General features: G+C 71.1%; 5 protein-coding genes and 3 pseudogenes. 5 read left to right on the top strand and 3 right to left on the bottom strand.

From position 1 onward, the window contains the following. The first annotated feature begins 233 nt into the window (after positions 1-233). From ABZ823_RS16100 to ABZ823_RS16090, 3 genes and pseudogenes are all read left to right on the top strand, one after another. A complete protein-coding gene (locus tag ABZ823_RS16100) occupies positions 234-998 on the top strand; it encodes a response regulator transcription factor (RefSeq protein ID WP_361659610.1) in 765 nt (254 codons plus the stop codon). Continuing rightward, positions 995-2,386, top strand: a pseudogene (locus ABZ823_RS16095) (HAMP domain-containing sensor histidine kinase); the annotation flags it as partial. The gene ABZ823_RS16100 and the pseudogene ABZ823_RS16095, both read left to right, overlap by 4 nt. A 20-nt stretch (positions 2,387-2,406) precedes the next feature. Next, positions 2,407-2,496 (top strand): annotated as a pseudogene (locus ABZ823_RS16090) (IS5/IS1182 family transposase); the annotation flags it as partial. 111 nt (positions 2,497-2,607) lie between these two features. Here ABZ823_RS16090 and ABZ823_RS16085 read toward each other — a convergent pair. Both ABZ823_RS16085 and ABZ823_RS16080 read right to left on the bottom strand, forming a co-directional pair. Continuing rightward, positions 2,608-3,861, bottom strand: a complete 1,254-nt coding sequence (locus ABZ823_RS16085) for a hypothetical protein (protein ID WP_361659607.1) — start codon at positions 3,859-3,861, stop codon at positions 2,608-2,610. 1,072 nt (positions 3,862-4,933) lie between these two features. Continuing rightward, entirely contained in the window at positions 4,934-9,520 is a 4,587-nt protein-coding gene (locus ABZ823_RS16080) for a cation-translocating P-type ATPase (protein WP_361659604.1), read from the bottom strand. Positions 9,521-9,882: 362 nt separating this feature from the next. On the opposite strand from ABZ823_RS16080, the gene ABZ823_RS16075 reads away from it, so the two are divergent. Beyond that, on the top strand, positions 9,883-10,263 hold the full coding sequence (locus ABZ823_RS16075) for a hypothetical protein (protein ID WP_361659601.1): 381 nt from the start codon (positions 9,883-9,885) through the stop codon (positions 10,261-10,263). A gap of 55 nt (positions 10,264-10,318) precedes the next feature. On the opposite strand, the gene ABZ823_RS16070 is transcribed toward ABZ823_RS16075, so the two are convergent. Next, positions 10,319-11,677: a beta-1,3-glucanase family protein gene (locus ABZ823_RS16070; protein WP_361659599.1), complete on the bottom strand. Its 1,359-nt coding sequence runs from the start codon at positions 11,675-11,677 to the stop codon at positions 10,319-10,321. Positions 11,678-11,996: 319 nt separating this feature from the next. Between ABZ823_RS16070 and ABZ823_RS16065 the strand changes: the two are divergent. Continuing rightward, positions 11,997-12,410: pseudogene (locus tag ABZ823_RS16065) on the top strand (DUF5709 domain-containing protein); the annotation flags it as partial. Between the last annotated feature and the right edge of the window lie 166 nt (positions 12,411-12,576).

Here is a 12,576-nt window from a genome sequence, read left to right as displayed (position 1 = left end):
GAAGACATTTCTTTTCATGCGCCTGACCACGGATCGGTTCTCTGGCTCCACCTGGGAGGATGAATAGCGGCGTCCGGGGCCTTAACTCTCGGCTTACTCCCCGCTGTCATTGTCCTGGATCTCGTCATCGCGCCGAGCTTCAGCGGCTACGCCGACCGTGGAGAATCACCGGCTCGGGGGAGTTTTCGGCGTTTGCGCCACACCTTCCGTGCGAGGTCTGTGAGCCTTTCGGCATGCGTGTCTTGCTGATCGAGGACGACGACCGGGTGGCCGGACCGTTGATGGAGGGGCTGCGCCGTTTCGGGTTCACCGTGGAACACGCCGGAAACGGGGCCGACGGCCTCGCCGCGCCGGAGGCGGCGATAGTGCTGCTGGACCTGGGACTGCCCGACATGGACGGCATCGACGTATGCCGGGCACTCCGCTCCCGCTCGTCCGTGCCGATCATCATGATCACTGCCAGAGACGACGAGGTGGACCGGGTGCTCGGTCTCGAACTCGGTGCGGACGACTACGTCTCCAAGCCCTTCGGCGTGCGGGAGCTCGTCGCCCGGATCCGTGCCGTCACCCGCCGCGCCCGCCCCGCAGTGCTGGACACCCACCGTTTGGAACCGGCGTCCTCAGAGGACCTGGCACAACAACCCGGACCGTCCCACATCCAGCGGATCGGCCCGCTGACCATCGACGGCCGCACCCGGCAGGTACACCTGCACCAGGCGCCCATCACTCTCGCGCCCAAGGAGTTCGACCTGCTCGTCTGCCTCGCCGAAGACCCCGGGGCCGTGTGCTCCCGCCAGCAGATTCTCGACACAGCCTGGGAACCGAACTTCTTCGGCCCCACCAAGACCCTGGACGTCCACATCGCCGCGCTGCGCCGCAAACTCGGTGACTCCTCCTGGATCGAGAACATCCGGGGAATCGGCTTCCGCCTGGTCCCCCCGGCACCCGTCGACACCACGTCCGCGGCAGACTCGGCGCGCGGCGGAGCACTCCGGTGACGCGTCGCATCCTGCTCAGCCATCTGAGCCTCATACTGTTCGTCCTGCTGGCACTCGAAGTGCCGTTCGGCGTCTTCTACGCCCACAGTGAGCTGTCCCGCTTCTCCCATACGGCGCAGCAGGGGGCGATGACGCTCGCCGAGGTCTGCGAGGACAAGATGGAGCACGGCCTGACCGCCGACCTGCCCGAACTGGCCCGCGGTTACGGGCAGCGCACCGGCAGCGGCGTGCTCGTCGCCGACCGCAAGGGCTCTGTCCTCATCGACACCGTGGCCCGCGACCTGGTCGGCGAGGATCTGTCCGCCGAGCCGGACATCTCCTCCGCACTTCGCGGCCGGCCCGCCGTCAGCACCCGCAGCGACCCGTCCACCACCGGTGAGGTCCTCGTCGTCACCGTGCCCGGTGGCTCCAACACCACCGTCGCCTGTGTGGTGCGAACGGTGTATGCGCTGGATCCGCTCAGGGCAAAGGTCCATACCGCCTGGCTGGTCCTCGCCGCCGTCGGGCTCGGGGTCCTGGCCGCCGTCTCCCTGATCGGCTTCGCGCTCGCCCGCTCGATCACCCGTCCCGTCCAGGCCCTGGAGCGCGCCACGGCACAACTCGCCGCAGGCCGGATCACCGATCCACCGGCCACCGATCGCGGGCCGCCGGAACTACGCCGGCTCACCGCGTCGTTCACGAGAACCGCGACCCGGCTCCAGCATCTGCTCCAGGCTCAGCAGGCGTTCGCCTCCGAGGCGTCCCACCAGCTGAAGACCCCTCTGACCGCACTGCGCCTGCGCTTGGAGAACTTCGAGCCGCACCTGGCTCCCTGCGCCCAGGACAGCCTCGACAAAGCACTCGGGGAGCTGGAGCGGCTCAGCCGCATGGTGCAGGGGTTGCTCGCGCTCGCTCGGCTGGAGAACTCCGCGATCAGGCCGGAGGCAGTCGATCTGGGCGCCGTCGTCGCAGATCGCGCGGCCATCTGGGCGGCCTTCGCCGACGAACAGCACGTCGGCATCGTCATCTCCGGAGCTACAGCCGTCAGGGTGTGGGCGGTGCCGGGCGCGCTGGAGCAGATCATCGACAACCTGCTCTCCAACGCACTGCGCGTGTCTCCGCCGGGAACCGCCATCACCCTGGCAACCGTCACCGCCCCGAGGGAAGGCGGTCGCAACCCGCCCGTGGCCGAGCTGCATGTGATCGACCAAGGACCCGGCATGTCCCAGGCCGAACGGCACAGAGCCTTCGACCGGTTCTGGCGGGCCCTTGATGCTGACCACGACGGTACGGGCCTCGGACTGCCGATGGTCCAGCAACTCACCCGCGCCAGCGGTGGTGAGGTCGCCCTGGAGCCGGCCCCCGGCGGCGGGCTCGACGCCGTCGTCCGACTCCGGTGTGCCGCGAGCCCGGATTCCCAGGCTTCACCGGCTCGGGCCTGGGCCGCGTGCGCTGGGTTGTCGAGTCAGCCATCGTCTGGCTCCACGGTCCCCGCCGCTTACGGACCCGCTGGGGAGCACCCAGCATGCTGAAAAGGCCCCCTCCAGCCGTTCCGTGTGCCGAGTGCGGCTCAGCCTGTTGACTGCCCCGGCGCAGGGGATGCGTCGAGGCAGTCCGTCATCGTGGTTGGTCAGCCAAGTGAGGTGAGGAGGGTGTTGAGTGCCTTGAGCTCGGTGGCCTTGTCAGGGTTCGGGGCGCGTAGTGCCTTCAGGACGTGGTCGATTTCGCCGTCGAGGAAGTTCCAGGACTGCTCGCTCTTGGGCTCAAGGGTGGGCTGGTCGTCGTCCCAAGCGGTCTCGAGGTCGGTCACTCGGGTGGTAGCGGCTTGCTGGTTGCCCGACTTGAGCCTTGCCAGGGTGTCAGCTGTGATCGTGCGGAACTTCGCGATCTCGGCCGGAGGGAACGGTGACGTCGCCTGCTTCGGGGTGAGATGGACGGTCACAGGTGCGGGGGTGTCAGACTCGCTGGCCGCGGCCGCGTGGGGCTGCTGGTGCGCCCAGACGAGAAGCGCCGCGGTTGCGACCGCCACGACGGCGTAGTAACCGAGCATGATCCGCTCACGCGCCGGGTTGAGCGCTCGCCGGGTATCGGTGAGGTCGTTGGTCTCGATGACGTCGCTGCGGCTCAGCGTGAGGTACACGACCGTGGCAAGGATCGCGGCCAGGAAGATCACGCTGGTCACCGCGGTGCCGAGGCCCAGGCCGCCGTCGCCGCTGGGCGAGCCGAGCCAGTCGCCGAGGTTGGCGCCGAGCGGGCGAGTGAGGATGTAGGCCAGCCAGAAGGAGAGCACCGCGTTGGCGCCGAGGCGCCATGCGAGGACGATCGCGACGATCAACCCGAGAGGCAGGAGCACGGAGACGCCCGGGGTCCAGCCGGTCAGGTCCAGGGTCCAGTCGCCGGTCGCGGTGCCGAGGGCGAAAGTGACCAGGACCGCGAGCCAGTAGAAGAGTTCACGGGGACGGGTGATGATGGTGTGGACCGAAAGGGTCCGCTCGCGGGCGTACCAGACCCCGAAGACAACGGCGAGGACGCCGGCGAACACGCTGCTGCTCAGCGCGAGGGGAACGCCTTGGTTGTCGGTGAGGATGTCGGTGTAGAGGGTGCCGGTCACGCTCACCACCACGACGGTGAGCCAGTATACGAACGGGATGTAGCGCTTGCTGCTGAGTTGCCAGCCCAAGACGCCTGCCAGCACGACGGTGAAGATCAATGCGGTGTTGATCAGGCCAACGCCGAGGTTCATGTTGATCCAGTCGGCGAAGCTTTCGCCGACCGTGGTGCACAAGATCTTGATGATCCAAAACCAGATCGTGACCTCGGGGACCTTGTTCAGCATCTGCTTGGCGGGCGTCCGAAGACTCCCGGGCGTCGTCGCGGTTGTCATGTAAACCTCACATAGAACGGGCGGCAGCGCGGAGGGGCGCCCCTCACGTCTGCGGAACGGTAACTGTCTACAAACGAGTAGACAAGCACAGCCTCGGATTCGCAGGGCCGCGGGATGACTTCGATGGCTCGTCAAGCCCGTTCGGGCCGCGCCGCAGGGGCGTTTGCGCGACGCGGTTCACGCTCTCGGAATGGCCTCCGCTTGTTCTTTCCTGGGCCTGCGCGAGGACTTTCTGTATACCTGCTATGCCCCTGGGGAGGCACACCTTGTCGGACGGAATTCGGCTTCTCAGTTCAGACCGCGCTCCTGCGGGCCGACCGGAAAGGCTCCTAATTCCTTGGCCAGCCCAAGGAATTCATGGAGCCAATTCGAGCCCTGCCCGATGGAGTTGGCCGGAATCATGGGAACTTCGTCCCGAAATTCAACCTGCACAGTGCGTGAATTCGCGTCGCCGGATCCCCCGTGCAGCCTCCCCTCCTGGCCACTCAGAGGCTCTCCTGCCACTCCCCCATCCAGTGCCGGAGATGCGGTGTGAGCCCGCCTCGGCCAGTTGTTCGCCGGCTCGCTGCTGGTCTCCTCGCTGGGTGCCCGCCTCTGGAACCACCGGACTCCCACAGGTTTCATGGGTCATACTGCCCGACTGTGCCAGCGGGAACCTGAACACATCCTGACTACCTACCGCGTATCACTCGCTCCACTCGTGCAGCACCGCCCTGCGCGATGAGTCCCCCGCCTCCTACGCCCGTCCCGCCATCATCCGGAACCTGGCCGCACAGCTGCGGGCCAAGCTCGGCACCGCTACCACCGTCACCGACCTCACCCAGACCCGTGGCACCGTCGGTACCAGCCTGACCTCGGTCGACCTGGCCGGCCTCACCCGCGTTGAGCTGGCCTTCGCCGTCCTGCCGGCCGCCGGCGCCGGCGGACTCGTCCTGCGGTTACGCCTGGACACGGGCCACCTCACGCGGGAGTGCTGAGACCGTGCCGCCTGTGGACTGGGCCGGGGCCGCTCCCGGTCGGGTCCGGGGCGTATGCACGACGGCCTGGGATGAGCCGCGTGCGGGCGTACCCCTCAGACAGGGGCCGGCAGGCCGAGGTTCGGTGTGGGCAGGCCGAGGCGGGAGAGCGTCCCGTGCAGCCATGTCGCCGCGACGGCGGCGACGGCGACCGCGGGCGACGGCGGCGCCGGCTCCTGGGGTTCACCGGGCCCCCGCGCCGGGGAGGGCAGCGGGCCCATGCGGGCCATACGGCGGGCGAGGGGCTCCAGCCGTGAGTGGAGGAGCGTGGCCGTGGTGATGGCCGCCAGGGCGATGCCCCAGCCGACGGGCCCCAGCGGGGTCGACCCGAAGAAATGGCTGATGCCCGGCGTCTGGATGATGCCGAGGAGCACCGCGGCAGAGCCGATGGTGGCGGCGAGCACCTGACGGTCCGCACCGCCGCTGGTGAGGGTCTGGGCGAGCTGGGTGCCGACCACCGCGGCCAGCGCCACCGTTCCGGCGCGGCGTTGCGTACCGATGAAGCGGGCCGCCGTCCAGGCAAGGCCCGAACCGAGGGCGGTCGTGAGCCCGCGTTGCAGCATCTCCTGGGTGAGCGCGGTGCCCAGCGACTGGTGGGGGCCTTCCTGAAGCAGTTGCTCCCCGGTGCTCTCGGCCGGGGTGCGAACCGCGATGGCCAGGGCGGGGGCCAGGTCGGTGAGCAGGTTGACCAGCATGATCTGACGGGCGCTCAGCGGCGAGCTGCCGGACAGGGTGGAGGCGAGCACACTGAAGGTGACCTCGCCGAGGTTGCCGCCCATCAGGATGGCCAGCGCGGTCCTGACCGAGGTCCACATCGCCCGGCCCTCGGTCAGGGCGGTGACGATCGTCTCCAGGCGGTCGTCACCGATGACCAGATCGGCGGCGGCCGTGGCCGCGGGGGTGCCCCGCCGCCCCAGCGCGATGCCGACGTCGGCGAGACGGATGGCGGGGGCGTCGTTGGCCCCGTCGCCGGTCATCGCCACGACCCGGCCAAGACGCTGGAACGCCTCGACGATACGGACCTTGTGGCGCGGGGTGCACCGGGCGATCACATCCACCGTCGGCAGCAGCGCGTCGAGCGCGTCGTCGTCCAGTTGGTCCAGCTCCGGTCCCGTGCACACGGTCTGGTTCGGGTCGCCGGTGACGGTGGCGGCGATGGCCTCGGCGGTGGCGGCGTGGTCCCCGGTGAGCAGGACCGTGTGCACCCCGGCCGCCCGCAGCCGGGCGGTGGCCGGGGCCGCCCCGGGACGCACCGGGTCGGCCAGGACGACGAATCCGACGAAGACCAGATCGCATACCGCGTCGTCGGTGAGCTCCTCGGTCGGCCCCATGGTGCGTTCGGCCACGGCGAGGACGCGGCGGCCGGCTCCGGCCAGCTCCTCGGTGGCCTCGGTGAGCGCCTTGCGCCCGGCGTCGTCGAGTGCGGTCTCCACTCCGTTCAGGCGTCTGCGCCGGCAGCGGGACAGCACGACCTCGGGGGCGCCCTTGACGCTGAGCAGGGTGACGTCGGCGGTGCGGCCCGTGCTGGCGTGGTAGGCGCGGGACGGGTCGAAGGGCAGGGTGCCGGTGCGCCGCCAGCGGGGCGCGCCGTCACCGACCGACACCCGGACCCGGCGGGCCCCCGCGTCCACCGCCCGGTCGGTCTGATGGGCCATCGGCTCCGACTGGCGGGCGGCGGGGGTGGCGCGGAGCGCGGCGGCCAGGAGCCTGCGGTGCTGTGGGCCGAGCCGGTCGACGGGGAGCGTGCGTTCGCCGTCGCTGACGGCGGCGAGTTGCAGATTGCCCTCGGTGAGGGTGCCGGTTTTGTCGAAGCACAGCACGTCGGCTCGGCCGAGCGCTTCGATGGTGCGCGGGTTGCGCAGGAGCGCGCCGTGTTCGGCCAGGCGGCGCGCGGAGGCCAGCTGGGCCGCGTTGACGAGGAACGGCAACCCCTCGGGGACCGAGGCGACCGCCAGGTTGACCGCCGAGGCCAGGCTCTCGGCGAACGGGCGCCCGTGCAGCAGACCGGCCCCGACGACCGCCGCCGCGGAGACCGTCGCCAGGGGGAGGCTGGCTTTGGTGAGGGACGACAGCCGAGCCTCGACGCCGGTCACCGGTGCCGCCTCCCGGGCGGTGGCCATGGTGCGCCCGACCTCGGTGGCCGCGCCGGTGGCCACGACCACGGCGACCGCCTCACCGGCGGAGACGGTCGTGCCCTCGTAGAGCATCGAGTGACGCTCGGTGAGGTGTGCGGCGACCACGGGAGCCGGGTCTTTGGCCACGGGCAGGGACTCGCCCGTCAGCGACGACTCGTCGACCTCCAGTCCGTGAGCCTCCAACAGGCGGCAGTCGGCGGGCACCACGTCCTCCGCACGGAGCAGTACGACGTCTCCCGGCACCAGGTCCTCCGCGCTGACCAGCCGTTCGGTGCCCCCGCGCCGCACCCGTGCGCCCACGGCGGAGCGGGCGGTCAGCTCCGCGAGGGCCCGTTCGGTCCGCACCCGCTGAACGCCGCCCACCAGCGCCGACGTTACGGTGATCAAGGCGACGAGCACGGCGTCCGCCCTGGAACCCACGGATGCGGCCAGGGCCGCCCCGCCGGCCAGCACGGGTGTCAGCGGGTTGGCGAGTTCCTCGACGAATGCCGACGGCAAGGTGGTCCCCGGCGTCACGCCCGTGCGAGACGGGCCCTTGGCCCGGGCGTCGGCCTCCTCCGCGGACAGCCCGTCGCCGCTCGTGCGCAGCCGCTCCAGTACCTGAGAGGGCGGCATCAGGTGCCAGGGCACGGTCTCCACGGAGGGGGTGACCGGGCGCGAGCACAGCTGCCGTGCGCGCCAGGCCCCCAGCGCGAAGGCGATGCCCCCGGCCGTGTTGCACGCGGCCTGTCCGCGCGAGCACGCCTGCGGGGCCGGTGCCCGCATGACCGCGACCGCGCCGATGCCGCTGCCGCTCGCGGCCAGCACCGCGCTGTCCCGGTCGACCTGACGGGCCACACCGACTCCGGTGAGGATCAGCGCGACCGAGTCCAGATCGGTGCCGACCAGCAGGTGCGCGCCCCAGGCCGGTGGCTCTCCCTCACGGTGCACTCCGAGGCCGCAGTCGGACGCGCCCAGCGCGCGGCGGTTGCCCGAGACCAGCAGCACCACCGCGCCCTCGGCCTGCAATCCGCGCACGGACGCGACCAGTCGGCTCCCCGTCGGCACCATCGCGTCGACGAATCCGAGCTCCGGGTACGGCTGGTCGCCGGCGAGGACCACGCGGATCCCGGAGCGGCGGGCCGCGGCAGCCAGGGCCTGCGCGCCGGGCAGCGTTTGCGTCACCACTCCCGCCACGGCCACCAGATCGCGCCCGCAGGCCAGGCCCAGCACCTGTTCGCTGCCTCGGCTCCGCAGCCGGTCCGCGACTCGGCGCCCGGCGCGGTCCGTCGGATCCAGGTCCTCCAGGGGACCGAGCGCCCAGCCGTGGTCGTCACGGTGGATCCGCGCGAGTGCGGACGGGTCGAACAGGGCGAACAGCCGCTCGGACACCTGCGTGGGATCGGCGCCGCCGAGCACCTCCATGTCGGTCAGTTCATGGCGGCCGCTGCGCAGCGCGTCCACATCCAGGAGCACGGTGTCCACCTGGCCCAGACGGCGCAGCGCTCCGCGGTCCATGGCCACGACGCCCCGCAGCGCGAGGAACCGGCCCAGACTGGTGGCGAAACCCTCCCGGCCCGCCTCCGGCGCCTTCGGCATACTGGCCAGCGCCACCGCGAGCCCGCGCCTCGGCCCCACGCCGGGCATCGTCAGCGCGCCGACGGCCGCACCCGCCCCCATGGCCCGCGCGGCGTAACGTTCCGTCACATCCTGGTGTTGCTGGGGCCGTTGGGTGAAGGCCGGCTCGGCCCGCGCGTCCTCCGGTCCCCGTACCAACCGCGGTTCGGCCTCCGCCCACGCCTGCTGGGCCGCGTTCGCCTCCCGCCACTGCGCCAGTCGCTGCGCGGCGTCCAGGACGAGCCCGCCGCCGCGGGTGGCCAGGCCCTGGACGATCGCGTTGAGCACCGGAACCGCTGCTTCGGGACTCTCCCGGTGGCCGAGGACCGACGCCACCGCTCGGCGCAGGAGAGGATGGCACTGCACGGCCGTGGCCAGCGCCCCCACTTCGGCGGGCAACGGGGTCCATGGCGACAGGCGGGTGGCCAGCGTGAGCAGCAGCCCCGCGATGTCCGCCGCCAGGACCGGAAGCGTCGGCCGGGCGCGGGGCCCCTCACACGGATGGTGCGGCTCGGGGCACCATCCGTCGGACCCGCCCGCATCCGCGGTGGCGGCTGCGCCGTGGGCCTCCGCGTGGGCGATGATCCGGAGCAGTTCCTGACGGGGTGGCGGCGGCGAGGCCAGCTCCACGACGACCCGCTCCGTGGGGGCGTTGACCCGTGCCCACAGCACGCCCGGATGTTCCTCGAGTGCGAGCTCCACGATCCGGCCCACCCGCATGCCGCCCGGACCTCGCACCCCCCGTACGTCGATGTGACAGCGCCCCGGGCGGGACCACACGTCCCGCTTGCCGGCCCCGAGCAGCAGGGAGGCCCTGTCCACCGCCTCACGCACTCCGGCGGCCAGCCCGCCCGTCAGGCTCTGGAGCAGCGGCGCGGGCAGCGGCAGGGGTACCCCGGACAACAACGACATCCGCGTGCCACCTCCGCACCAGGCCGGTCCCCTCGTATCTCACGATCAGCTTGGACCACCTCGGCCCCCTCCGCCCGGCGTGCTGGTCCGATCGGCTTCCCGGCTCGCAGGCCCCTGTGCCGACAGGTAACTTGTGCCTCGCTGGGGGGCGACGTTCCGGATCCCACGAACGGATGTGAGCCGTGACCACGCCGAGGTTCGCCGAAAAGCGCCCGCACTCAAGCCCGCCCAAGCCGTCTCCCCCCGCCTCACAGGCTCCGAGGACGCCGGACACCAAGGAGTCGTCGGAGGGGAAGAGGCCGCCCGAGAGGAAGGAGTCGTCGGAGGCGAAGAGGCCGCCCGTGACGAAGGAGCCGTCAGGCATGACGAGAACGCCGAAGGCGAAGAAGCCCGCGAAGGTGAAGAAACCCGCGGAGGCGAAGAAGCCGCCGCTGCCCGAGGCCGGACAGGCCGCGAAGTCCTCGAAGCGGAATCCCACCGCCGCGTCCGGCGAGCACACGATCACCCTCACTCTCCCGGGGCTCGGGGAAGCAGCCACCTGGGCGGTCAGCGTCGCCGCGGGTCCCGTTGCCACCGCCCGCCGCGCGCTGACCGCCCGGCACGGCCTGCCCCTGTACGCAGGCCTCGGTGCGCTGGCGGCCGTTGGCGCTCTCGAGTGGCCGTTGGCGGTGGGCGTCGGCATCGGCTATGCCGTGCTGCGGTCCAAAGGCCTGCTGCCCAGGCGGTCGGCAACCTCGAAGTGAGACGGCCGACGCCCCTCGTCGGCCGTCTCGGGCTAACTCTTCGAAGCCGCGTCACCTACCAGCCGACGGCCACCAGCAGCCACTGGGGATCGCCGTGGGAGATGAAGGAGGACTGGCCCGCGACATCGTCGTAGGGGAAGCCGTAGGCAAGGTGGTTGATGGCGTTGTCGTGCCAGAACTTGGCGTAGTAGTTCGCCGGGGCCGCCTTGTAGTACTGGCTCGGGTCGGACTGCTGAGGGGCCGGCAGGGTGGCCACGTGCCGGTTCAGCGCCGCGCACATATCGGGGTTGCCGGCGAGGGAGGACGCGCAGCCGAAGATGTCGGAGGTGGCCGCGTTGACGCCGACCGACTGGGCGTAGGAGGTGAAGTAGTCGGCGTTCGAACCGCCCGCGCGGAAGCTGGGGTCGCTGCCGGGGGCGATGATGCGGTAGGGGGCCTGCGTCTGGGCGAGCACCTTGAACTGGGCCGGCACGGCGTCGGAGAAGCGCTGGAAGGTGGTCGCGCGGTCCTCGGCGAAGGTCTGCCGGTTCTCGCCGACCTCCACGTCGTAGCCGTCCTTGGTGTGCAGCCGCATGGCGAGTTTCAGGCCGAAGGCGTCGACGCGAGTGGTGTTGCCGTTGAAGACGTTGTTGCCGACGGTGAACTCGATGAAGTCGTAGTAGGGGCTGTTGGGCGAGCCGAGATAGAAGTACATGCGGCCCGCGGAGTTCGCCGGCATGTCCAGGTAGGGCTGTTCGGCGATGGAGTGCACCTGGCCGTTGAAGCTCCAGTACACCTGGCTGTCGGGATACTTCCCGTTGGTGCGGTTGAGGATCTTCACCTCGACGGCGTTCCGTGCGGGCGGGATGTCGCTGGTGCTGCCCCAGAAGGCGTCCGGGGGTGGGGTGCCGCCGCCGGGCCCGTAGACCTCGAACTCCCACAGCGAGTAGCCGTAGGGAGTCGCTCTGGCGGTTCCGCTGATCCGCACGTAGCGGCCGCTGCCGGTGACGTTCAGATTCTGGGTGCCCCCGGTGGACGTGGTGGTGGAGTAGATCGTCGTCCAGTTCTGCGCGTTGCCGGATACCTGGATCTGGTAGGCGGTGGCGTAGGCGGCTTCCCAGCGCAGGGTGACGCGGCTGAGCTGCTGGACGGAACCGAGGTCCACCTGGAGCCATTGGGGATCGGCGAAGGCCGAGGACCAGCGGGTGCCGGGGTCGCCGTCGACCGCCGCGGTCGCGGGGAACGCCCCGCTCTCCGTCGAGGACGCGGTGGCGGGCCGCCCGCGGGACAGCAGGAGGTCATCGGCCCGCGCGGGTGCTGTCGCCACGGCGAAGAAGCACGTCGCGAGCAGGCCGAGGATCAGGCATAGAGCCGTTCGGGAACGCAGGGCGCCGGTCGGTGGTCTCCGTCTCGGCGCGCAGGGGGTAGTCCGCATAAGGGTCTCCGAAGCCGTGGGCTTGTGGGGGAAGGAGGACAGCAGTACCTGAGAGCGCTCTCGAGGGTTGTACTGCCGCCACCTCCCGGCGTCAACAACTGAACGCGAAACAGGCGCAGTTCCAGCGTGCGCGCCACTACGGCGCGTGAACCTGTCGCGTTCGGCGCCCGGAAACCCCTGTTTCGTTCACCTCTTGGCGCGCAGGGCAGGCTCTCAGCCGTCCGAGCCGCCGGCCTGAGCCGCACCCCCCGGTGATCGCGGACCGCGCGTACCCCTCCGGCACGGGCCGCCGCGACCTGCGGGACCGGCACGTCCGCCCGAAGACGACATCGGGCTGCTGGACGCGTCGGACACCCTCGACTACCGGGGCGGCGACCAGGCCCTGGACGAGGGGTACTCTCCCCCGGAGCGGCCCTGGGGCGTGGAGCACACCGGCGTCACCGCCTCGGAACGGAAGCGCGGGGAGAGCCTGGACGAGCGCCTCGCCGAGGAGGTACCGGACATCGGTGTCCCGGAGGGCGACGGTGTCGGGGACGCCTGGGACACGGACGGCGAGCTGATCGACGACGAGGTCGGCGACGAGCGCGCCGGACGCCTTGTGGCGCTCGACGAGGGCAGCCACGCCGTCACCGAGTCCGACCTTTTCGCCTCCGATGTCGGGCTTGATGGCGCCGGTGCGTCGGCCGAGGAGGCGGCGATGCACCTGATCCCCGGCGACTCCGACACCTACTGACGGGCGCGGCGGGCTTCGGCCGGGACCGCCGCCGTTCGCTCGGCGCGGGGCCGGTCAGGGTGACGGTTCGGGTGCGGGTGGCGGTGACGGCGGGCTCGAAAGTCGCACCGGCCGTCACCGGAGCCCCCCGCCATCCGGCCGGCCGGCACCCGAGGCAGCCCGGGTG

The sequence above is a fragment of the Streptomyces sp. NPDC047079 genome (assembly GCF_040643755.1).
GTDB lineage: Bacteria > Actinomycetota > Actinomycetes > Streptomycetales > Streptomycetaceae > Streptomyces.
This window is presented reverse-complemented; position numbering and strand designations above follow the sequence as displayed.

Bases quoted from the DNA above. Each gene is read 5' to 3' on its own strand.
- ABZ823_RS16100 (WP_361659610.1), top strand. From the start codon at position 234: ATGCGTGTCTTGCTGATCGAGGACGACGACCGGGTGGCCGGACCGTTG.
- ABZ823_RS16085 (WP_361659607.1), bottom strand. From the start codon at position 3,861: ATGACAACCGCGACGACGCCCGGGAGTCTTCGGACGCCCGCCAAGCAG.
- ABZ823_RS16080 (WP_361659604.1), bottom strand. From the start codon at position 9,520: ATGTCGTTGTTGTCCGGGGTACCCCTGCCGCTGCCCGCGCCGCTGCTC.
- ABZ823_RS16075 (WP_361659601.1), top strand. From the start codon at position 9,883: ATGACGAGAACGCCGAAGGCGAAGAAGCCCGCGAAGGTGAAGAAACCC.
- ABZ823_RS16070 (WP_361659599.1), bottom strand. From the start codon at position 11,677: ATGCGGACTACCCCCTGCGCGCCGAGACGGAGACCACCGACCGGCGCC.